The 22,066-nt window shown below is 63.0% G+C and carries 23 protein-coding genes; 13 read left to right on the top strand and 10 right to left on the bottom strand.

Annotated elements, in window-relative coordinates; translation table 11 throughout:
- Positions 1 to 204: 204 nt before the first annotated feature.
- A complete protein-coding gene (gene rarD / locus F2P46_RS15620) occupies positions 205 to 1,071 on the top strand; it encodes an EamA family transporter RarD (protein ID WP_166891586.1) in 867 nt (288 codons plus the stop codon).
- 63 nt (positions 1,072 to 1,134) lie between these two features.
- Here rarD and F2P46_RS37680 read toward each other — a convergent pair whose 3' ends face one another.
- Positions 1,135 to 1,908, bottom strand: coding sequence for a choice-of-anchor L domain-containing protein (locus F2P46_RS37680; protein ID WP_166891280.1), 774 nt, complete (start codon positions 1,906 to 1,908; stop codon positions 1,135 to 1,137).
- Positions 1,909 to 2,211: 303 nt separating this feature from the next.
- On the opposite strand from F2P46_RS37680, the gene ettA reads away from it, so the two are divergent.
- Together ettA and F2P46_RS15605 are read left to right on the top strand one after the other, a co-directional pair.
- A complete protein-coding gene (gene ettA, locus F2P46_RS15610; RefSeq protein WP_054265535.1) occupies positions 2,212 to 3,879 on the top strand; it encodes an energy-dependent translational throttle protein EttA in 1,668 nt (555 codons plus the stop codon).
- Positions 3,880 to 4,005: 126 nt separating this feature from the next.
- Entirely contained in the window at positions 4,006 to 4,479 is a 474-nt protein-coding gene (locus F2P46_RS15605; RefSeq protein WP_166891277.1) for a transposase, read from the top strand.
- A 143-nt stretch (positions 4,480 to 4,622) separates the two neighbouring features.
- On the opposite strand, the gene F2P46_RS15600 is transcribed toward F2P46_RS15605, so the two are convergent.
- Both F2P46_RS15600 and F2P46_RS15595 read right to left on the bottom strand, forming a co-directional pair.
- Positions 4,623 to 5,180: a porin family protein gene (locus tag F2P46_RS15600; protein ID WP_166891275.1), complete on the bottom strand. Its 558-nt coding sequence runs from the start codon at positions 5,178 to 5,180 to the stop codon at positions 4,623 to 4,625.
- A gap of 203 nt (positions 5,181 to 5,383) precedes the next feature.
- On the bottom strand, positions 5,384 to 5,977 hold the full coding sequence (locus F2P46_RS15595; RefSeq protein ID WP_166891274.1) for an alpha-ketoglutarate-dependent dioxygenase AlkB: 594 nt from the start codon (positions 5,975 to 5,977) through the stop codon (positions 5,384 to 5,386).
- 58 nt (positions 5,978 to 6,035) lie between these two features.
- Here F2P46_RS15595 and F2P46_RS15590 point away from each other — a divergent pair, with 58 nt between their 5' ends.
- Positions 6,036 to 6,617, top strand: a complete 582-nt coding sequence (locus tag F2P46_RS15590; RefSeq protein ID WP_166891272.1) for a molybdopterin-dependent oxidoreductase — start codon at positions 6,036 to 6,038, stop codon at positions 6,615 to 6,617.
- A gap of 6 nt (positions 6,618 to 6,623) precedes the next feature.
- On the opposite strand, the gene F2P46_RS15585 is transcribed toward F2P46_RS15590, so the two are convergent.
- The 7 genes from F2P46_RS15585 to F2P46_RS15555 form a co-directional block, all read right to left on the bottom strand.
- On the bottom strand, positions 6,624 to 6,986 hold the full coding sequence (locus F2P46_RS15585; protein WP_166891271.1) for a hypothetical protein: 363 nt from the start codon (positions 6,984 to 6,986) through the stop codon (positions 6,624 to 6,626).
- Positions 6,987 to 7,475: 489 nt separating this feature from the next.
- Complete coding sequence (locus tag F2P46_RS15580) at positions 7,476 to 8,303, bottom strand: Rossmann-like and DUF2520 domain-containing protein (RefSeq protein ID WP_166891269.1); 828 nt, start codon at positions 8,301 to 8,303, stop codon at positions 7,476 to 7,478.
- The gene (locus tag F2P46_RS15575) at positions 8,304 to 8,882 is read right to left on the bottom strand and encodes a DUF924 family protein (protein WP_166891267.1); all 579 of its coding nucleotides are present in this window, start codon (positions 8,880 to 8,882) and stop codon (positions 8,304 to 8,306) included.
- A gap of 13 nt (positions 8,883 to 8,895) precedes the next feature.
- Positions 8,896 to 9,642: an MgtC/SapB family protein gene (locus tag F2P46_RS15570; protein ID WP_166891265.1), complete on the bottom strand. Its 747-nt coding sequence runs from the start codon at positions 9,640 to 9,642 to the stop codon at positions 8,896 to 8,898.
- 24 nt (positions 9,643 to 9,666) lie between these two features.
- Positions 9,667 to 9,933: a hypothetical protein gene (locus tag F2P46_RS15565; protein ID WP_166891263.1), complete on the bottom strand. Its 267-nt coding sequence runs from the start codon at positions 9,931 to 9,933 to the stop codon at positions 9,667 to 9,669.
- Positions 9,933 to 11,741, bottom strand: a complete 1,809-nt coding sequence (locus F2P46_RS15560; protein WP_208296640.1) for an aminopeptidase P family protein — start codon at positions 11,739 to 11,741, stop codon at positions 9,933 to 9,935. The genes F2P46_RS15565 and F2P46_RS15560 overlap by 1 nt, the downstream gene beginning before the upstream one ends.
- A 77-nt stretch (positions 11,742 to 11,818) precedes the next feature.
- The gene (locus F2P46_RS15555) at positions 11,819 to 12,430 is read right to left on the bottom strand and encodes a Crp/Fnr family transcriptional regulator (protein ID WP_229509315.1); all 612 of its coding nucleotides are present in this window, start codon (positions 12,428 to 12,430) and stop codon (positions 11,819 to 11,821) included.
- Positions 12,431 to 12,658: 228 nt separating this feature from the next.
- Here F2P46_RS15555 and F2P46_RS15550 point away from each other — a divergent pair, with 228 nt between their 5' ends.
- The 9 genes from F2P46_RS15550 to F2P46_RS15510 form a co-directional block, all read left to right on the top strand.
- Positions 12,659 to 14,617, top strand: a complete 1,959-nt coding sequence (locus tag F2P46_RS15550; RefSeq protein ID WP_208296643.1) for an AMP-binding protein — start codon at positions 12,659 to 12,661, stop codon at positions 14,615 to 14,617.
- A gap of 58 nt (positions 14,618 to 14,675) precedes the next feature.
- Entirely contained in the window at positions 14,676 to 15,482 is an 807-nt protein-coding gene (locus F2P46_RS15545) for an ABC transporter ATP-binding protein (protein ID WP_166891258.1), read from the top strand.
- A 166-nt stretch (positions 15,483 to 15,648) separates the two neighbouring features.
- Positions 15,649 to 16,545 (top strand): branched-chain amino acid ABC transporter permease, encoded by an 897-nt coding sequence (locus F2P46_RS15540; RefSeq protein WP_166891256.1) that lies wholly within the window; start codon positions 15,649 to 15,651, stop codon positions 16,543 to 16,545.
- Position 16,546: 1 nt separating this feature from the next.
- Entirely contained in the window at positions 16,547 to 17,605 is a 1,059-nt protein-coding gene (locus F2P46_RS15535; protein ID WP_166891254.1) for a branched-chain amino acid ABC transporter permease, read from the top strand.
- Between the two features lie 42 nt (positions 17,606 to 17,647).
- A complete protein-coding gene (locus F2P46_RS15530) occupies positions 17,648 to 18,940 on the top strand; it encodes an ABC transporter substrate-binding protein (protein ID WP_166891580.1) in 1,293 nt (430 codons plus the stop codon).
- 62 nt (positions 18,941 to 19,002) lie between these two features.
- The gene (locus F2P46_RS15525) at positions 19,003 to 19,824 is read left to right on the top strand and encodes an ABC transporter ATP-binding protein (protein ID WP_166891252.1); all 822 of its coding nucleotides are present in this window, start codon (positions 19,003 to 19,005) and stop codon (positions 19,822 to 19,824) included.
- 10 nt (positions 19,825 to 19,834) lie between these two features.
- Positions 19,835 to 20,188 (top strand): MmcQ/YjbR family DNA-binding protein, encoded by a 354-nt coding sequence (locus F2P46_RS15520; RefSeq protein ID WP_166891250.1) that lies wholly within the window; start codon positions 19,835 to 19,837, stop codon positions 20,186 to 20,188.
- Positions 20,185 to 21,465 (top strand): AMP-binding protein, encoded by a 1,281-nt coding sequence (locus F2P46_RS15515; RefSeq protein WP_166891248.1) that lies wholly within the window; start codon positions 20,185 to 20,187, stop codon positions 21,463 to 21,465. The genes F2P46_RS15520 and F2P46_RS15515 overlap by 4 nt, the downstream gene beginning before the upstream one ends.
- 390 nt (positions 21,466 to 21,855) lie before the next feature.
- Positions 21,856 to 22,066: transposase (locus F2P46_RS15510; protein WP_166891246.1), on the top strand; the 211-nt coding region annotated here is incomplete at its 3' end.

The following is a 22,066-nucleotide window of genomic DNA, read 5'->3' as shown; positions in this document are numbered from 1 at the left end:
AAAAAGCAAGCACAATTCGTTGCATCATGTATACCTCTGGTTACAGCAAGATTGCACTTGCTTTTGAAGACGCCATGATAAACCCACTGTGCGGATGAGCGCGTTCCCGATGGCAGATTGGCATCATCGGCAAATGGCCGGTGGCCAGCAAGCTTCCCCTAACTGCGGGATAATGTTGATCCAATGAATCTCTGATTGTCACTCATGCGTACCGGCATCCTGTCCGCCGCCCTGGCCTTCCTGTGCTGGGGTCTGTTTCCCTTGTATTTCCATGCCATCAAAGAAGTGCCGCCGGCCCAGATCATGGGCCACCGGGTGCTGTGGTCGCTGCTGTTCCTGGTAATCGTATTGACCATCCGCCAGCAATGGAAATGGCTGGGCGAACTGCGCCGCCAGCCGCGCGTGGTGGCCAGTTTCGCGCTCAGCGCCCTGCTGCTCAGTCTCAACTGGCTGCTGTACATCTGGGCGGTCAACAGCGGCCACGTGATCGAAGCGAGCCTGGGCTACTTCATCAATCCCCTGTTCAATGTGATGCTCGGCTTTCTGATCCTCAAGGAACGGCTGCGTGTCGTCCAGTGGCTCGCGATCGCGCTGGCCACCTGCGGCGTGCTGTGGCTGACCTGGCAAGCCGGGCGCATGCCCTGGATCGCGCTGGCGCTGGCCGCCTCCTTCGGCGGCTACGGCTTGCTGCGCAAGACCGCCTCGCTGGGCGCGCTGGAAGGCTTGTCCTTCGAAACCATGCTGCTGTTCCCGTTCGCGCTCGGCTTCGTCATCTGGCTGACCATGACCGGTGACAACGCCTTTCTCGACACGCCATCGAACACCACCCGCTGGCTGCTGATCGCCTCGGGGCCGATCACGGCCATTCCGCTGCTGCTGTTTGCCAGCGGCGCGCGCAAGATTCCCCTGTCGGTGCTCGGCTTGCTGCAATACATCGGGCCGACCATCCAGCTCAGCCTCGGGATCTTTTTGTTCCACGAAGCGTTTACCCAGGAGCGCATGATCGGCTTTGCCATCATCTGGGGCGCGCTGGCGCTGTATGCGGCGGAAGGATTGCTCAGGCGCAAATAGACGCGCTGCGTCGGCATGAAAAATAGCGGCCCGCGGGCCGCTATTTTTTATCAGGCGATGTGCTTACGCCGCTTTTTTGCGCTTGGCGACGGCCAGTCCGGCCAGGCCCAGGCCCAGCAGGGCCAGGCTGCCCGGTTCAGGCACGCCGACCGGATCGGCGGCGAAGGTGCCGCCCTGGATGAACACACCCGAGTCCAGGTTGGCGTCGCCACGGTCCTGGATCAGGAATTCGAAGGTGTTCTTGCCAACCAGGCCGAAGGCCTTGGCGGTCATGACCGTGGTCAAGCCATCATAGCCGGTCGCGATGGTGTTCGTACCATTGTCGCGGTAGTAGCCGGCATTGATGCCCGCGTTGACGTTATTGATCGACACCACGCCGTTGTTGCCCGGCACCAGGGCGATGTTCACGCCGTTGAGCTTGAGTTCGAACAGGTCGTTGAACTTGGAGCCGACGTATTCGTTGTATTCCTCGGATGCGAACACATAGTTGAAGAAGATGTTGCCGGTGGTGCTGGTAAAGTCGAATTTCAGCGAGGTGGTGGTGCCGGCGCCCGAGCAACCAGGGCCGTTGTTGACGCCGACTGCGCAGCTGGTTACGCCGCTGGTCAGCAGGACGCCTTGCTCGAAACCGATATTGCCGCCTTTGGTAAAGATGCCGCTCGCGGTCGGGGTGGCGCTGACCAGGCTGGCGTTGCTGATGGCGACGCCAGTGCCGCCCAGGGCCTTGGCCAAGTCAGTCGCGTTGGTGGAGTTGCTTACAACCAGGGCATGCGCCGAGCTGGTGGCCAGAATCAGTGCGGCGGCCGACATCACGCTGCGGATCAAATTGAATGTCATTGAGTTATCTTTTCAGGTAAGAGGTGGAATTTGTTTTTATTGGCGCTTGCTGCCCCATGCAATTAAAGCAATTTTCATGCCCAAAAGCAAAAGATGCGCAAAATCAATGACTTGCGGAAACATTGCGCGTCGCTATGTTTGCAAGTGTAAATAATCCCGACACTCACCCGGCATAAAACTTGCAATATGCATAAAAGGGGACACTGTTCGCCGGACCGGCCAGCCGGCCGGCGCAGGAAAGAGCCAAAGCCGGGGCGACTTATTGTATCCTGTTGACCTTCCGTCCCCATTTCAAGAAACTCAATGGCCAATTACGTCTATACCATGAATCGCGTGGGCAAAATCGTCCCGCCCAAGCGTCAGATCCTCAAGGATATTTCCCTGTCGTTCTTCCCCGGCGCCAAAATCGGCGTGCTGGGCCTGAATGGCTCCGGCAAGTCGACCTTGCTGAAAATCATGGCCGGGATCGATACCGACATCCAGGGCGAAGCCGTGCCGATGCCGGGCCTGAACATCGGCTACCTGCCGCAGGAACCGGTGCTCGATCCCGAGCAGACGGTGCGCCAGGTGGTCGAATCGGGCCTGGGCGAAGTGTTCGAAGCGCAAGGCAAGCTCGAAGCGGTGTACGCGGCGTACGCCGACGAAGACGCCGACTTCGATGCGCTGGCGACCGAACAGGCGCGCCTGGAAGCGATCATCTCGACCTCCGACGGCGGCAACCTGAACCTGCAGCTGGAAATGGCCGCCGACGCGCTGCGCCTGCCGCCGTGGGACGCCAAGATCGGCATCCTGTCCGGCGGCGAAAAGCGCCGCGTGGCGCTGTGCCGCCTGCTGCTGTCGAAACCGGACATGTTGCTGCTCGACGAACCAACCAATCACCTCGACGCCGAATCGGTCGACTGGCTCGAACAATTCCTGCTGCGCTTCCCGGGCACCGTGGTCGGCATCACCCACGATCGCTACTTCCTCGACAACGCCGCCGAATGGATTCTCGAACTCGACCGCGGCCATGGCATTCCATGGAAAGGCAACTACAGCTCGTGGCTGGAGCAAAAGAGCAACCGCCTCAAGCAGGAAGAAGCAACCGAGTCCTCGCGCCAGAAAACCATCGCCAAGGAACTGGAATGGGTGCGTCAGAATCCGAAGGGCCGCCAGGCCAAGAGCAAGGCCCGCCTGGCGCGCTTTAACGAGCTGTCCGAGCACGAATACCAGAAGCGCAACGAGACTTCCGAGATCTTCATTCCCGTGGCCGAGCGCCTGGGCAATGACGTGATCGAATTCAAGAACGTCTCGAAGTCCTTCGGCGACCGCATGCTGATCGAGAATTTGTCGTTCATCGTGCCGCCGGGCGCGATTGTCGGCATCATCGGCCCCAACGGCGCCGGTAAATCGACCTTGTTCAAGATGATCACCGGCAAAGAGCAGCCCGACAGTGGCGAAGTGGCGATCGGCCAGACCGCGCGCGTGTCCATCGTCGACCAGAACCGCGACGACCTGGCCAATACCAAGACCGTGTTCGACGACGTGGCCGGCGGCGCCGACACGCTCACCGTGGGCCGTTTCGACATGCCCTCGCGCGCCTACCTGGGCCGCTTCAACTTCAAGGGTTCGGACCAGCAAAAGATCGTCGGCAACCTCTCGGGTGGTGAACGCGGTCGTTTGCACCTGGCCAAGACCTTGCTGCAAGGCGGCAACGTGCTGCTGCTCGATGAACCGTCCAACGACCTGGACGTGGAAACCCTGCGCGCGCTGGAAGATGCCTTGCTGGAATTTGCCGGCAGCGTCATGGTCATTTCCCACGATCGCTGGTTCCTGGACCGTATCGCGACCCACATCCTGGCCTTCGAAGGCAACTCGCAAGTGACCTTCTTCGACGGTAACTACCAGGAATACGAAGCGGACAAGAAGAAGCGTTTGGGTGAAGAAGGCGCCAAGCCGAAGCGCATCCGCTACAAGCCGCTCACGGTGTAAGCGGCGCCGCAAGCCACCCCGCCTGCGGGGTGGCGCAAGCGTTTTTTGCAGCACAGCACGCTATAAAACCACGCCAGATTGGCGCTGACCGAACGACAAGCCCGCCCTGCCCGGCATACTGGAAAGATGAATGACTATCGCGCCAACCGGGTCGCCGGGCACAGTTACTTCTTCACGGTGCGCCTGTCCGGGCGCGGCGGCACTCTGCTGACCGACCATATTTCCGCCTTCGGCGAAGCGATCCGCCAGGCGCGCAGCCGCAAACCATTCCATGTCGATGCCTGGGTCGCCCTGCCCGACCACGCCCACGCCATCTGGACCCTGCCCCCAGGCGACCACGATTGCGCGGCGCGCTGGCGCGCGGTCAAGATCGCGTTTTCCAAGTCGCTGGGCAAGTCGCGCGCGAGAGCGGGCCTGGACAACATCTGGGAACCGCACTACCAGCAGCATCCGGTCGGCGCCGACGACTACGCCGGCCTGGTCGACTACATCCACCACAATCCCCTGCGCCACGGCCTGTGCGCCGCGCCGCGCGACTGGCAATGGTCGTCGCTGCACCGTTTCATCGCGGCGGGCATGGTGGCCGACGAGCGCCTGTAAACAAACAAAGCGCCTCCCGATGGGTACAACAAGCGGAGGGGGCGCTTGCTGCACACACTGGAAGGCGCCGTGCCTGTTCCGGTCTGCCCTTCTGTCAGGAGCGGCCCGGACTGCGCGCGTGGCGCGTCAGCCCTGGCCCATCATCAGAAGTTGTAACGAGCGCCAACGGTGATGGCGTCTGCCTTGGCACCGAAGTCCTTGCTCTTGCCATAGCGCTCATATTCGAGCGTCAGGGCGACCTGTTTGTTGATGTTGTACTGAGCGCCAACACCCGCGTACACGCCAGTGTCGCTTTCCTTGTAGTTCAGGTTCGACGAGGTGCTGTCGACCTTGCTGTAACCGACGCCCAGCTTGCCGTAGACCGAGAACATCTCGTTCACTGGCATGGTGCCCTTGCCGGCGACATAAGCGCGCTTGCCTTCGGTGCTGCCGGTGTAGCTGTTGTTGCCGATCTTGTAATCGTATTCAGCCTTGCGCAGGTCGGTGTAACCGGCTTCCACGCCCCACATCGGGGTAATGTCCACGCCGCCGAAGACTTTCAGCGATGGCTTGAAACCGTCGCCGTCGAAGTCGCTACCGCCGATTTTGAAATTGTGGTCGGACGATGCCACGCCCAGACCGATGTACGGAGCAGGGCTTTGAGCTTGTGCGGCGGTCATCGCGGTGGCGCCGGCGATCAATGCAAAAATGAGCTTTTTCATGCGGAATCCTTTGTGTGAAACAGTCTGTTCCGCAATTCCCAATGAATTGCGAGGTAATCAAGATAGCACCAGCGAAAGGACGCATGAAGTCCCATTCCGTAAGACTTGTAAGCAGATGTAACGAGAAAAATCACCCTCGCGGCAAATAACTGACCGGGGGTTCATCTATATATATTTTTCAGTTAGCGCACGTTAAGCGAAAATTAATAGATGTAGCGGAAAGTTAGGTTCACTCGCGGCCCAATCGTGCGCGTTGACTTGTTGATTCCATGCTGCCAGTACGTTTGAGTGTTTCCTGACATCACTATTAGAGTACCGTCATTTAAGCCTAGTTTAAGTGTCTGTTTCGTCCCTTTATGGCGCAGGATGAAGGTTCTGGACGCGCCGAAACTGAGCGAAGCGATCACCGGCTGCGCTCCGAGCTCGGGTTCGTCGTCGCTGTGCATGCCCATGCTGTCGCGTTCGTTGCGGTAGTAATTGAGCAACACACTATTGAAGCGGTGCCCGCAGGCGGCCTCGACGGCATGCTTGAGTTCCAGCAGCAGCGGCGTCAACGGCAGCGGTGCGAGGCGCAGGCCGGAATAGGTGTAGGCCGCCTCGCCATGCCAGGCGGTCAGGCGCGGCTGAAGGTGCTGTTTGCCCCACAGGGTGATCGACTCGGCGCGCCAGTCGGTATCGGCAACCAGGCGCGCCAGCACCTCGGCGTTAGGCAGGCGCAAGGGCAGTTGCGTCAGCACCGACAAGGTGCCGTCGTCGAGCGGGAACGGCGTGAGCAGGCTTTCTTGAAACAGGTCCATGGGGGCGGTATGATGGCAGGAAGACACTGTGGGTACTTAACGACGGAGCTATTTTCGCATGAAAAAACGCCACTTCCTGGGCGCGGCCCTGAGCGCGGCCGCCCTGCCGGGCGCAGCCAGCGGCGCGAATGCCGGGCGCGCAGCCGGACCGGCCCTGCTGACCCTGACCGGGGCGCTGGCGCACAGCAACCGCGGCCCGTTCGACCCGGTGCTCGACCAGATGATGCACAAACAAAAGCTCAGCTTCGACAAAGCCTTCGGCATCGACTTCGGCGCCCTGCTGGCGCTGCCCGCGCTGAGCATCCGCCCTACCCTGGAATACGACGCCAGGCCGCACACGCTGCGCGGGCCGGTGCTGCTCGATGTGGTGGCGCTCTCCGGCACGCGCCCGCGCGAGGACGGCAAACTGCTGCTGCGCGCGGTCGATGGCTATGCGGTGGCGCTGCCGGTGGCGCAGGCGCGCGCGCAGCGCTTCATTGTCGCCACCCATCTGGACGGCAAACCGATGGCGCTGGGCGGACTGGGGCCGCTATGGGCGGTGTACGATGCGGACCGCTTTGCGGACATGGCGGCGCGGCCGCTGGCCGAACGCTTCGGCGCCTGTCCGTGGGCCCTGTATCACATCGAGGTGGCCGGCTAGGTCGGCTCAGGAATACGCTTCGGCCAGCGACATCACGCGCGGCGTGACGCTGATGCCGACGTTGCCGAACAAGGTATCAATGGCTTTCAGGTTCTCCTCGCACTCTTCGGTTTTCCAGCCTTTGAAGATGTCGGTGCCATCTTTTTGAAAGTGCAGGTCGAGCACCTTGCCGCGATCCTTGTGGGTGTAGGCCTCGCTGTGGGTGTTCTGGAAGCCCAGCTCGGTCAGGCCGGCGAGAATCGAATTCGGGGGATTGTCGGGGTCGGTGGCGATGAATACGCCGAAGGTCTTGCCGGGCGGCTTGGCGGCGATGTCGACTTCATAAATGCCGGGCGCCTTTGTGACAGACGTACTTTTCAAAAATAGCATGCTGGTCTCCCTGGTCGACGTAAGCAGCGGCATGGCGATCCCTGCCGTTTTGGCAAGTCTCCCGCAACATCACCGTAACGGTCTAAGTAAGTGCGCATAAATTCTTGTCATTTCTAGCTTCCATAAGCGGCGCCTTGCTGCGTTGCCCACCGCTAGCAGCCTGTCGGACTTGGGATCGTCGGCTGCAAAAATACCTGGGACGGTCCCTATTTCGCCGCTTTCTCGGCCAATAGCTCGCTATTGGCACTGCGAAATCGTCAAAATCTGGCCTCGCCCAGCTATTTTTTCGCTTCGACTCCCCAAGTCCGACAGGCTGCTAGGAGTCTGCGCGGCGTGCGCCTTGCAAGGCATCCGCTTCTGTTCGCTATAAGTGACAATAATTTCTGCACACTTACTTAGCTTATTGCGATTTTTTGCGTTTGTCGATGCATGGTTGCATCTTTTCGCATTAATGCATCAGCCGCGTTGCATAAGCGTGAACCGTGCTCCTTAGCCGCGCGCCTTGCGCCGCGCCAGAGCCTGCGTCGGCGGCACCAGCGCCGCGTACAGCGCCCCGGTCGGCTCGTCCCACGCCTCCAGCGCCGCCTGCTGGCGCGCCACGGTATCCATGTCGCCGCGCGCAATCGGCCCGCTCAGCGCCGCCGGCGCGCCCAGGCGGAACACATTGGCCATGCTTTCCGCCGCCAGCGGCTGCGCCAGCGCGCGCGCCACCGGTTCCGGCACGCCCGCCGCCTGGTAGGCGCGCAGCGCGGCGTCGAGCACCGTCACCAGGTAATTCGAAGCGAACACCGAGGCCGCGTGGTACACGGTTTTTGCTTGCGCGTCGATCGCCACCGGCTGCGCGCCGATCGCTTGCAAGGCCGGCGTGAGCACGGCGAGCGCCCCGGCATCGCCCTCGACCCCGCAAAAAGTGCCGCCGAAGTGCTGCGCCACCTGTGCCGGATCGGCAAAGCTGCGGATCGGATGCACGCTCGCCGCCAGCGCCCCGGCCTGCGTGGCCGGCGCCAGCTGCGCCGACGACTTGGCGCCGCTGCAATGGAACACGATGGCGCCCTGTAATGGATGACAGAGCGCCAGTTGCGCGCACACGGCGCCGATCTGGTCGTCGCCGACGGCCAGCATCCACACGTCGGCGCTGCGCATCTGGTCCATGGCCGACACCGCGCGCCCGGCCCCGATGAAGCCGACGGCGTCGAGCGCGCCCGCGTGCGAGCGGGTCAGCACATCGCCCACCGCAAATGCGCCAGCGGCGGCGAACAGGCGCCCCAGCACGCGCCCCACATGGCCGGCGCCGACGATATTGAGCGTGCGCGCCACCTAGAAGCCCGATCCCGGCTGCTTGAGGAATTCGATTTCGTCAAGCGTCGAGGCGCGTCCCAGGATCGCGTTACGGTGCGGGAAGCGGCCGAAGCGCGCGATCACGCCACGGTGGCGGTGCGCATAATCGAGCGCGCCTTCGAAGGCCTTGCCGTACTGCGCCAGGTCGGAGAACAGTTCCACCGCGCGCCCCTGCATGCGGGCATCCTCGGCGTGCTCGAAGGGCATGTAAGCGAACCAGCGCTGCACCGGCGTGAGCGTTTTGTCGGCGCCGCTCTCGACCAGGCGCATGGCCGCCGCCAGCGCCAGCGCGTCGCCAGAAAACGACGCCGGCTGGCCGCGCCAGGCGTTGCGCGTGAGCTGGTCGAGCAGCACGATGCGCGCCAGCGCGCCTTGGGGGCCTTCGTCGTCCCACTCGCGCAGTCCACCGGCGAGCGCGTGTTCGAGCAGGGGGCCGAAGCGCTCGGCCACCTCGGCGTCGAAAGCGTCGCTCTTGCGAAACCAGGCGTCGCGCGCTTGGCCGTGGCCTTCGGCGCCGGCGGGCAGGAACCAGAAATCAAGTACGTCTTGTGCCTTCATGGCAGCTCCTTGGCTAGTTACGGGCATGGGAGATTTGAAAACTGTCGATGCCGTTAAATTGCGCCAGTTCGGCCGCCAGGTCGGACAGCGGCGCACCGCTCTTTTTGGACAGCGCCAGCGCCACGAAACGCCATTCCTGCATATTGTTCTCGCTGCCGATGGTGAGCGAGCCGCCGGCGATAGCGTAGCCGCGCGCCAGCGCAATGCGGCGCAGCGCATCTTCGCGCGGCACGAAGTCGCGCTTGAAGCGCATCATCACCGCCACCGCGTGGCGCGAGGGCAGCCATGCTTCGACCTTGGACAGGTAAATCATGATCATCGCCGAAAAGAAGGCCAGCCCCATCGCCGCCAGATAAAAGCCGACGCCGACCAGGATGCCGATCACCGACGAGGTCCAGATCGATGCCGCCGTGGTCAGGCCGCTGATATTGAACCCTTCGCGCATGATCACGCCCGCGCCCAAAAAACCGATGCCGGTGACGATGCCCTGGATGACGCGCGTGGGGTCGACCGCGGCCAGCAGCGAGGCGCCATGGCCGCCGAACCAGAAGCCCGGATAGCCGCCCACAATGGTCAGCGCGGCCGAGGCCATGCACACCAGGCCATAGGTGCGCATGCCGGCCGCGCGCCCGTGGTATGAGCGTTCGTAGCCGACCAATAGGCCGAGTATCAGCGCGCCGAGCAAATTGAGCAGGATCAGCCCATTGGTGGCGATTTCGGGTTTCGACCAGTAGGCCGACAGTAATTCCATGGTGGGCATGCGCTGTCCTTGTGCGGAACTACATTATGGTGCGGGCTTCTTCTTCACCAGCTGCTTTTCGAAGGCGACATCGAGCTTGCTGACGCGCCGCGCCACCTGCGGTCCGAGCTTGTTGACGAAGGCGACAAACTCATCAAGTTCGAGCGGCGCGCACAGGGGCGGCTCGCCCGGCGCTTCGGACAGGAAGAACAGGCCGTCGCCGGTGCGGGCCATGGAATAGCCGGCGTTGCCGCTGCGGACCTTGAGGCGGTCGACGGCGGCGCTGGCGCGGGTTGAACGTGCGGTCGACATCAGATCTCCTGTGTGCGTAGTTGAAGCCAGGCGGCGGCCGGGCCGCTGACATGCGGCGCGAGGCGCGCGCGTACGGTGGCGTGGTAGTCGTTGATCCAGGCGATGTCGTCGGCGCGCAGCAGCGGCAGGTGCAGGCAGCGCGTGTCGATCGGGCATAAGGTCAAGGTTTCGAAGCGCAGCCAGTGGCCGAATTCGGTCGCATCAAGCACCACGTTGAGAACCAGGTTTTCGATGCGGATGCCCCAGCGGCCGGGCCGGTAGATGCCCGGTTCGACCGAGGTGATCATGCCTTCTTCCATGGCGGTGTGCGGCTCCGGCATGGCGCTTGCCGAAATCGACTGCGGCCCTTCGTGTACATTCAAAAAGAAACCGACGCCGTGGCCGGTGCCGTGGCCGTAATCGATGCCGGCGGCCCAGATCGGGGCGCGCGCCAGCGCATCGAGCATCGGCGAGCGGGTGCCGCGCGGGAAGCGCGCCGACGACAGCGCGATCACGCCCTGAAGCACCAGGGTAAAGTCGCGCCGCTGCGCCTCGCTGGTGGCGCCGACCGGCACCACGCGGGTGATGTCGGTGGTGCCGCCCAGGTACTGGCCGCCGGAGTCGATCAGCAGCAGGCCGTCGCCTTCGATGACGGCGTGCGCGGCCTCGCTGGCGCGGTAGTGGATGATGGCGCCGTTGGCGTTAAAACCGGCGATGGTGCCGAAACTGGGGCTCACGAAACCGGGCCGGCGTGTGCGCGCGGCCGTGATCTGGCGATCGATCGCCACTTCGGTCAACGGCGCGCGCGCCGGGTTGGCCAGTTCGGCCTCCAGCCAGGCGAAAAATTCGCACAGGGCGGCGCCATCGTGCTCCATGGTGGCGCGCACGTGGGCTGCGTCAAGCGCGGATTTTCTGGACTTGGCGAAGGTGCTCGGATTGACCGCTTCGATCACGTTGACGCCCGCTGCGATAGCCTCGCGCATGCCGGCGGTGATGCGGCGCGGGTCGATCAGCAGCGTTGCACCTGGCGGCAGCGCGGCCAGGGCGGCGGCGGCGTCTTCGTACGGGGCGAGGGTCACGCCATCTTGCAAGAGGCGCGCACGCAGGTCGGCCGGGACCTTGGCTTCGGCCACAAACAGGGTCGCGCTATCGGTTGTCAGCAGCGCATGCGCCAGGAAGACCGGGTTGTAGCTTACGTCGGCGCCGCGCAGGTTGAACAGCCAGGCGATGTCGTCGAGAGTCGAGATGAAGTGGCGGTTCGCGCCCAGTGTAGCCATGGCGGCGCGGATGGCGGCCAGTTTGTCGGCGCGACTTAGGGACGCGAACGGCGCGGCGTGCTCGAACACCGGTGCGGGCGGCAGCGCCGGGCGCTCGCTCCAGACGGCGTCCAGCAGGTCGATATCGGTGCGCAGATGGACGCCGCGCGCTTTCAAGGCGTCCGCCAGCAGGCGCGCGCTGGACAGGCCGAGCACGCGCGCGTCCACCGCCACCGTCTGGCCCGCAGCCAGGTTGGCGGCCAGCCAGTCGATGTGCAGCAGGCTGGCGCCGGACGGGATTTTCATCAGTTGCACGTCGCTGCCGGCCAGTTCGGTCTCGGCCTGGGTCCAGTAGCGGGCATCGGTCCAGCAGCCGGCAAAGTCGGCGGTGGCGATGAAGGTGCCCACCGAGCCGGTGAAACCGGTCAGCCATTCGCGCCCCTGCCAGCGGCCGGGCAGGTATTCGGACAGGTGCGGATCGGACGAAGGGATGACGCAGGCGTCGACGCGGGCGAGCCGCATGGCGGCGCGCAGCTGCGCGAGGCGCTCGTCGCGCGCGGTGGATGTAGGCATGGGCAGCGTTGAATCGGGTGGTGTCATTGGGTCTTATGATACCTCTATCGCGCCCGGCCGTGGCGCGAACGCGGGGGTCACGCCTGGAAGTGGCGCAGCCCTTCCAGGTCGAGCACGCGGATGCCGCCGTAGTCGAGCCGTACCAGGCCTTCCTTCTCCAGCAGTTGCAAGGCCTGGTTGGCGCGCTGGCGCGAAGCGCCCGACAGGTAGCCGATTTCTTCCTGCGAAATCTGCACCAGCTTTTCCAGCCCCGGATACAAATGCGAGTTGAACATGGCGGCCAGGCAGCGCGCCACGCGGGTGTCGATGTCGAGCATGCGGTCGTTTTCGACCAGGCCGATGAACTGGCCCAGGCGCTCGTTGAGCTGCATCAGCAAAAAGCGGGTAAACGGCAGGCTCACTTCCAGCAGCCACTCGAACGTTTCGCGCGGCATGCGCGCCACGCGGGTGTCGCGCAGCGCCATCACATCGTATTTGCGGGTCTGGTCCTTGAGCAGCGAGCCTTCGCCGAACCAGCCGCCGGTCGGCACGCCGGCGAAAGTGACGTTTTTCCCGGACGGCGAAAAGTTGTTGATCTTGACTAGGCCGTCGATGATCCCGACCCAGTTTTCCAGCGGCTCACCCTTGCGGCATACAAAGCCGCCCTTGGGCACGAACTGTTCGAAGCAGTCGGCCTCCACCCGGATCATCTCGGCGGGCGTGAGGGTGCGCGCCCAGATGGTTGAGCGCAAGTGATCTATTAATGTCTGTGTCTGGTTTGTCATTGTGCATCGCAGCATCGAAAGTCGCGAATTTGAGGCGCAATTGTCATCCAAAAGACAACCTCCTTGTCCAACGCGAGCTAATATCATCACACAAAAAGCGCGCCACCCCGCATTTGCCGTTGCGGAGGGGGGCCGGACAAACAAAAGGGGACGCTGGTGCAGACATTCGATGGCTCGCAATTGCAGACTTTTCCACGGCGCCTGCTGGCGCACGGACAGCAACGCCCGCAGCGCCCCGCCTTTCGCGAAAAGCACCTGGGCATCTGGCAGACCTGGAGCTGGCTGGAGGTCAACGCCGAGGTGCGCGCGCTGGCCTGCGGCCTGGCCTCGCTCGGTTTCACGCGCGGAATGAACCTGGCCATCATCGGCGACAACCGCCCGCGCCTGTACTGGGCCATGCTGGCCGCGCAAGCCTTTGGCGGCGTGCCGGTGCCGCTGTACCAGGATGCGCCGGCGGCCGACATGGCCTACGTATTGAACGACGCTGAAATATGCTTTGCCATCGTCGAAGACCAGGAACAGGTCGACAAGCTGCTCGAATTGCAGGCCCTGTGCCCGCAGGTGCGCCACATCGCTTTTGATGACGAACGCGGCATGCGCCACTACAAGCAGGCCGGCCTGACCTCGTTCGCGGCGCTGCAGGTGCTCGGCCGCGCGTGGGACAAAGCCCATCCCGGCGCGTTCGACGCGGCCGTGGCGGCCGGCGGCGGCGGCGACATAGCAATCATCCTGTACACCTCCGGCACCACCGGCAAACCGAAGGGCGTATGCCAGTCGCATGCGGCGCTGATGGCGGCCGGCGTGGGCGGGGTCGGTTTCGATAAACTCACCGACCACGAAGACATTCTCTCCTACCTGCCGATGGCGTGGGTGGGCGACTGCCTGTTCTCGCTGGCGCAGGCCATGGTGGCCGGTTTTACGGTCAACTGCCCGGAGTCGGGCGACACGGTGCTGACCGACCTGCGCGAGATCGGGCCGACCTACTATTTTGCGCCGCCGCGCGTGTTCGAGAACATGCTCACCACCGTCATGATCCGGATGGAAGACGCCGGCGCCATCAAGCGCAAGATGTTCCACCACTTCATGGACGTGGCCAAGCGCTGCGGCGCCGATATTTTGGATGGCAAGCCGGTGTCAAGCGCGGACCGCGCCGCCTATGCGCTGGGCAGCCTGCTGGTGTACGGACCGCTCAAGAACGTGCTTGGCTTGTCGCGCGTGCGCGTGGCGTACACCGCCGGCGCAGCGATCGGACCGGATCTGTTCCGCTTCTACCGCTCGATCGGCGTCAACCTCAAGCAGCTGTACGGCTCCACCGAAACCTGCGCCTACGTGTGCCTGCAACCGGACGGGAACATCAAATTCGACAGCGTCGGCCTGCCGGCGCCCGGCGTCGAGGTCAAGATTGCCGCCAGCGGCGAAGTGCTGGTCAAGTCCATCGCCACGATGGCGGGCTACTTCAAGCGCGCCGACGCCACGCTTGAGGTCATCGACGCCGACGGCTACTTTCATACGGGCGACGCCGGCATTTTCGACAGCGAAGGCCACCTGAAAATCATCGACCGCGCAGCCGACGTGGGCAAGATGGACTGCGGCGCGATCTTCGCGCCGAACTACATCGAGAACAAGCTCAAATTCTTCCCGTTTATCAAAGAGGCGGTCGCGTTCGGGAACGCGCGCAAGCAGGTATGCGCGTTCATCAATATCGACATGGAAGCGGTCGGGAACTGGGCCGAGCGGCGCAATATCGCCTACGCCGGCTACACCGACCTGGCTGCGCACGGCACCACCTACGACCTGATACGCGACTGCGTGGAGAAGGTCAACGCCGACCTGGCTGTCGAGGAGCTGATGGGCGCGACCCAGATCCACCGCTTCCTGATCTTGCACAAAGAACTCGACCCGGACGACGATGAACTGACGCGCACGCGCAAGGTGCGGCGCAAATTCATCGCCGACAAATACGCGGTGCTGATCGAGGCGCTGTACACCGACAAGGCCAGTCAGTTCATCAGCACCCAGGTCAAGTTCGAAGATGGCCGCGTGGGATTGGCCAGCGCCGATTTGCGCATCTGCGGGGCCACTACCTACCCCGTTTTGGAGAAGGCTGCGTGAGGAGCGCGTCGCGATGAACATGAACGAACCCAATGAACCGGCGAAGAATGAACCAGCGATGAATGATCCAGCGACGCAGGGCTCGACGCGCAAGATCGGGCCGGTGATCCTTGACCTGAACAATATCTCGCTGTCGTTCGGCGGGGTCAAGGCGCTGACCGATATTTCGTTCAACGTCAGGCAGCACGAAATCCGCGCGATCATCGGTCCGAATGGTGCGGGCAAGAGCTCGATGCTGAACGTGATCAACGGCGTGTACCGCCCGCAGCAAGGGGAGATCGTGCTGCGCGGGGAGCACCGCAAGAACATGGACTGCTACAGCGCGGCCAAGGCGGGCATTGCACGCACGTTCCAGAACATCGCGCTGTTCAAGGGGATGACGGTGCTGGACAACATCATGACCGGCCGTAACCTGAAGATGAAGTCGAATTTTTTGATGCAGGCCTTGTACTGGGGTCCGGCGCGGCGCGAGGAGATTGCGCACCGCGAAAAGGCGGAAGAGATCATCGACTTCCTGGAGATCCAGGCGATCCGCAAGACGCCGGTGGGACGGCTGCCGTACGGGCTGCAAAAGCGCGTGGAGCTGGGACGGGCGCTGGCCGCCGAACCCGATATTTTGCTGCTCGACGAGCCGATGGCGGGGATGAACGTGGAAGAGAAGCAGGACATGTGCAGGTTCATCCTCGATGTGAACGACCAGTTCGGGACCACCATCGTTCTGATCGAGCACGACATGGGCGTGGTGATGGATATTTCGGATCGGGTGGTGGTGCTCGATTACGGCAAGAAGATCGGGGACGGCACGCCCAATGAAGTGCGCAGCAATCAAAACGTGATTAATGCGTATCTGGGAGTAGCGCATTGAGGCCGCACCTGACTGTCGTTCCCGCGCAGGCGGGAACCCAATTTTTTGCCGCAGCCAATGGCGTATCTACGAACTTGGGTTCCCGCCTGCGCGGGAACGACGGTTCTGCGGTCGGTGGCCTACGGGGCCTGCGTGGGAACGACGAGTTCTTCTTTAGGGACGCACCATGAATTTTTTCTTTGAAGTCCTCATCGGCGGCCTGCTCTCCGGCGTCATGTACGCGCTGGTGGCCATCGGTTTCGTGCTGATCTACAAAGCTTCCGGCGTGTTCAACTTCGCCCAGGGCGCGATGGTGTTCTTCGCCGCCCTCACCTGCGTCGGCATCATCGACAAGTTCGGCGTCTCGATCTGGCTCGCCATCCCGATGACCATCGTCGTCATGATCGCGCTCGGCCTGGCCATCGAACGGGTGGTCCTGCGCCCGCTGGTCAACCAGCCCGAAATCACCCTCTTCATGGCCACCATCGGCCTTGCTTTCTTCATCGAAGGCCTGGCGCAGCTGCTGTGGGGCTCGCAGGTGCACAAGCTGGACCTGCCGATCGAAGACGTGCCGATTCCCTACCTGCTCGACAACTACAACATCATCGTCTCCCAGTTCGACGTCACCGCCGCTGCCATCTGCGCGCTGCTGGTCACCGCGCTCGCCCTGCTGTTCTCGAAAACCAAAGTCGGCCGCGCCCTGCGCGCGGTGGCCGACGACCACCAGGCTGCACTCGCCGTCGGCATCCCGCTGCAGCAGATCTGGGCCGTAGTGTGGTCCGTGGCCGGACTGGTGGCGCTGGTGGCGGGCCTGTTGTGGGGCGCGCGCAACGGCGTGCAGTTCGCACTGACCTTCATCGCCCTCAAAGCGCTGCCGGTACTCATTTTGGGCGGGTTTACCTCCGTCCCCGGCGCCATCGTCGGTGGCCTGATCATCGGCGCGTCCGAAAAACTGGCCGAGGTCTACATCGGGCCGATGGTCGGCGGCGGCATCGAAGGCTGGTTCCCGTACGTCTTGGCCCTGCTGTTCCTGCTGGTGCGGCCGGAAGGCCTGTTCGGCGAAAAAATCATCCGGAGAATCTGATATGTTTTACCGCGAAGCCGGACAATTCAAGACCACCTACGAAGCCGACGGCCAGATCTTCCCGATCCGCCAGGACCGCATCGCCCTGGGCGCCCTGCTGCTGCTGGCGCTCGGCATCGTGCCGCTGTTCGCCTCGCCCTACATGCTCTCGGCGATATTGATCCCGTTCCTGATCTTTTCGCTGGCCGCACTGGGCCTGAACATTCTCACCGGCTATTGCGGCCAGCTCTCGCTCGGCACCGCCGCCTTCATGGCGGTCGGCGCGTTCGCCTCGTTTAACTTCATCGCGCGCCTGCCCGGCATTCCGATGCTGCTCGCCTTTGTGCTCGGTGGCCTGTGCGCGGCCATGGTGGGCATCGCCTTCGGCCTGCCGTCGCTGCGCATCCGCGGCTTCTACCTGGCCGCGTCGACCCTGGCGACCCAGTTCTTCGTGGTCTGGTGCCTGACCAAGATCCCCTACCTGACCAATGGCAGCGCTTCGGGCGTGATCACGGCCCAGAAGATCGTCATCTTCGGCTACCAGTTCGATACGCCGGCCAGCAAATACGTGCTGGTGCTGGCGATCGTTGCGCTCATGGCGCTGCTGGCCAAGAACATGATCCGCTCGAACGTGGGCCGCTCGTGGATGGCGGTGCGCGACATGGACGTGGCGGCCGAAGTGATTGGATTTCGGCCGATGCGCACCAAGCTGCTGGCGTTCGCGGTCAGTTCCTTCTACTGCGGCGTGGCCGGCGCGCTGTACGCCTATGCCTATCTGGGCACGGTCGAACCGGAAGCGTACAACCTCGACCTGTCGTTCCGCATCCTGTTCATGATCATCATCGGCGGGGTCGGCTCGGTGCTTGGTTCCTTCCTTGGCGCGGCCTTCATCGTGCTGCTGCCGGTCTTTTTGAATATCCTGGCGCATAGCCTCTCGCTGCCAACCTCGGTGGCGTCGAACCTGGAGTTGATGGTGTTCGGCGCGCTGATTATCTTTTTTCTGATCGTGGAGCCCCATGGCCTTGCGCGCCTGTGGCAGGTAGGTAAAGAAAAACTGCGGCTTTGGCCGTTCCCGCATTAACGCATTCTTCCGGAGACGACAATGAATCACGTAAAACATAAGATGAAGAGCATCATGCTGTGCGCCACCCTGATCGGCGCCTTCAACCAGGTGCAGGCGGCCGACCAGTTTATCGCGCTGCCCTCCTACCGCGTGGGTCCTTACGCGTCCGGCGGCTCGGGCTTTTACGGCGGCGCGATCGATTACTTCAACCTGGTCAACGCCAATGGCGGCGTCAATGGCGTCAAGATCCTGTGGGAAGAATGCGAGACCGAATACAACCCGTCGCGCGGGATCGAGTGCTACGAACGGCTCAAGACCAAGAACGGCGGCGCCAGCATGGTCGAGCCGCTCTCCACCGGCATCGCTTACGGCGTGCTCGATCGCCTGGTGCAGGACAAGATCCCGATGACGACCCTCGGCTACGGTCGCTCGGACGCGGCCAACGGCAAGGTGTTCCCGTACGTGTTCCCGCTCATTACCAGCTACTGGAACCAGGCGGCGGCGATGATCAAGTACCTGGCCGACAAGGAAGGCGGCTACGCCAAGCTGAAAGGCAAAAAGATCGTCCACCTGTACCACGACTCGGCCTTCGGCAAGGAACCGCTACCGGTACTGGAAGCGCAGGCCAAGCAGTACGGCTTCGAGTTGATCAAGATCGCGGTGGCGCCGCCGGGCAGCGAACAGCAGTCGCAGTGGCTGCAGATCCGCCAGGCCAAGCCGGACCACGTGATCCTGTGGGGCTGGGGCGTGATGAATTCGGTCGCCATCAAGACCGCGCAGCGCAACGGCTTCCCGCGCGAGAAAATGCTGGGCGTGTGGTGGGCCGGTTCGGAAGAAGACATGATCCCGTCGGGCGACGCCGCCAAGGGCTACACCTCGATGACCTTCAACACGCCGGGTAACTACCCGCTGATCGACGATATCCGCAAGAAGGTCTACGCGGCCGGCAAAGGCAACCTGGCAGACCAGGCGCGTATCGGCTCGGTGTACCACATGCGCGGCCTGACCGCGGGCATCTTGTGGGTGGAGGCGATCCGCGTGGCGCAGGACAAATTCGGCAAGGGCAAGACCATGAGCGGCGAGCAGATTCGCTGGGGCCTGGAAAACCTGAACGTGGACGAGGCGCGCCAGAAGGCGCTGGGTGCGTTCGGCATGTTCCCGACCATCAAAACCAGCTGCGACGACCACGAAGGTTCGGGCGCGGTCAAGGTGCAGCAGTGGGACGGCAAGAAGTGGATCGCCATCACGCCGACCTGGGTGGTGGGCGACAAGGCCCTCACGCGCAAGCTGGTCGAGGAGTCGTCGGCAGCCTACGCCGCCGAGAAAAAGATCACGCCTAGCTGCATGAAATAAACCAGTCCCTTGCCCGCGCGCCAGAGCAGCGGCGCGCGGGATTTTTACACCGCAAAGAGCCTATGAACAGCATCGCTGCCAGCACCCCGTACCTGTCGGTCAATAACATCGAAGTCATTTACGACCATGTGATCCTGGTTTTGAAGGGCGTGTCGCTGCAGGTCCCAAAGGGCAAGATCGTGGCCCTGCTGGGCGCCAACGGCGCCGGCAAGTCGACCACGCTGAAAACCATTTCGACCCTGCTGCGCGGCGAACGTGGCGACGTGACCAAGGGCGAGGTGCAGTTCAAGGGTGAACGGGTGGACCATCTCACGCCCAATGAGCTGGTCAAGCGCGGCCTGTCGCAGGTGATGGAGGGCCGTCACTGCTTCGGCCACCTGACCATCGAAGAAAACCTGCTGACCGGCGCTTACACGCGCAATATCTCGCGCGCCGAACTGAAAGCCGCGCTGGAAGCTGTGTACCAGTATTTTCCGCGCCTGAAAGAGCGGCGCGGCAGCCTGGCCGGCTATACATCGGGCGGCGAACAGCAGATGTGCGCGATCGGACGGGCGCTGATGGCCAAGCCGTCCATGATTTTGCTCGATGAACCGTCGATGGGCATCGCGCCGCAGATCGTCGAAGAGATCTTCGACATCGTCAAGGATCTCAATCAGAAGGAAGGCGTGTCGTTTTTGCTGGCCGAGCAGAACACCACGGTGGCGCTGCGCTACGCCGACTTTGGCTACATCCTCGAAAACGGCCGTGTGGTGATGGAAGGCGAGGCGAAGGAACTGGCCAGCAACGAGGATGTGAAGGAATTCTATCTGGGCGTGTCCGGGGCCGGGCGCAAGAGCTTCAGGGACATGAAATTTTATCGCCGCCGCAAACGCTGGCTGGCTTGAAGGATCGACCATGGATTTTGAAGTTGCCAAGGCGCTGTGCCGCACCTTTCCCGGCGCAACCGAAGACCGGAAGTGGGACACGCGGGCCGTGTATTCGGTGGGCGAGAAAATGTTCGCGATGTCGGACCACGCGGTGCCCGCCCAAGGCATCTGCTTCAAGGTGGAAGACGAGCGGTTTCTGGAGCTGACCGACCGCCCCGGCATCATTCCGGCACCGTACCTGGCGCGGGCGAAGTGGGTGTACGTGGAGAACGCTAAGGCGCTCAGCGATGCCGAAGCGGCGGCGCTGCTGCGGCGCGCCTATGAACTGATTTTTGCAAAACTGACGCGCAAGCTGCAACGCCAGATCGGAGAAGAAGCATGAAGGTGGACTGCCCCGTCGATACCGTCGACACGCTCGACGCATTGGAGAGGCGCGACCCGCGGGAACGCGAACGCGACCTGATGGCGCGCTTGCCGCAACTGATCGAGCGCGCCCGCAGCGCGCCGGGTTGGGCGCGCATCCTCGACGGCGTCGATAGCCCCGCCATCAACAGCCGCGCCGCGCTGGCGTCGCTGCCGATCACGCGCAAGGCCGACCTGAAGGCGCTGCAGACGGCGTCGCGCCCGTTCGGCGGGCTGGCGGTGACGCCCGTGGGCGAGCTGGCGCGCGTGTATGTGTCGCCGGGGCCGATTTTCGATCCGGAGGGGCGCGGCCAGGACTGGTGGCGCTTTGCGCGACCGATGTACGCGGCCGGCGTGCGCGCGGGCGGGCTGCTGCAGAACTGTTTTTCGTATCACTTCACGCCGGCCGCCTTCATGGTCGAAGGCGGGGCGGCGCGCATCGGCTGCGCGGTGATTCCGGCCGGCGCCGGGCAGACCGAGATGCAGGTGCAGGCGATCGCCGACCTGCGTCCGGATACGTATGTGGGCACGCCGTCGTTTTTGCGCATCATCATCGAGAAGGCGCGCGAGATGGGGGCCGATATCAGCAGCATGCAGCGCGCGCTGATGGGCGCCGAGGCGCTGCCGGAGTCCTTGCGCACATGGTTTCGCGAGAACGGCGTGCCGCACGTGTTCCAGACCTATGCGTCGGCCGATATCGGCAGCATGGCGTACGAAACCGCCACCGGCGGCGTGCTCAATCCGGGCATGGTGCTGGACGAAGACGTGGTGCTCGAAATCGTGCGGCCCGGCAGCGGCGAGCCGGTGGCGCCGGGCGACATCGGCGAGATCGTGGTGACCTTGTTCAATGCGGATTATCCGCTGATCCGTTTTGCGACCGGGGATATGTCGGCGCTGCTGGTGGACGCGGCGCCGTCGCGCTGCGGGCGCACCAACACGCGGATTCGCGGCTGGATGGGACGCGCCGACCAGACTACCAAGGTGCGCGCGATGTTCGTGCATCCGTCGCAGGTGAATAATATCGTGCGGCGCCATCCGGGGATTTTGAAGGCGCGTTTGGTGGTGACCGGGAGGATGGCGAACGATGTGATGACCTTGCACTGCGAGGTGGCCACGGCGCCGGACGCGGCGCAGGCGGCGGCGATTGTGGAGTCGATTCGCGAGGTGACCAAGCTGCGCGGGGAGGTGCGGTTCGAGTCGCCGGGGACCCTGGCTGACGATGGCAAGGTGATCGAGGATTTGCGGGATTACAGTTAAATCGCAGACTCGATACGGCGACCAGTTAGTACAGCGAACCTTCAGGCCGTCGTCCTCGCGCCAAGGCGGCACTCGGCGGGGATCCATAACACGTATGCTCAAAGGTGCTATGCATCCCCGCCTTCAAGGCTGTCTCAAAACGCTAAAATCACCGCTAGCAGCCTGTCGGACTTGGGGAGTCGAAGCGAAAAAATAGCTGGGCGAGGCCAGATTTTGACGATTTCGCCGTGCCAATAGCGAGCTATTGGCCGAGAAAGCGGCGAAATATGGACCGTTCCAGGTATTTTTGCAGCCGACGATCCCAAGTCCGACAGGCTGCTAGTCTTACTGTGTCATAAATTCAATTATGTGCGTATACTGTTGAAATGTCCATAACGACAGGAGACGGGAATGACGAATTTGGCTGAGCTGGATATGTATCTTGAGCGGCTGTGCAGCGCGTTGGGTCATATGGATCGCAGGACAAGTCTGAAAGACTACTGTCAAGGGCTGATGCTGCCGATCGCGCGTAAGAGCGTCGAGCCGCTGGCGGCGCACATCAAGCCGACGCAAGTACGCGCCAAACACCAGTCCCTTCACCATTTCGTGGCGAAATCGGCGT

It is taken from the genome of Massilia sp. CCM 8734, from assembly GCF_011682155.1.
GTDB lineage: Bacteria > Pseudomonadota > Gammaproteobacteria > Burkholderiales > Burkholderiaceae_D > Telluria_A > Telluria_A rubra.
Note: the sequence above shows the minus strand (reverse complement) of the source record. Positions and strands in the feature narration are given on the sequence as shown.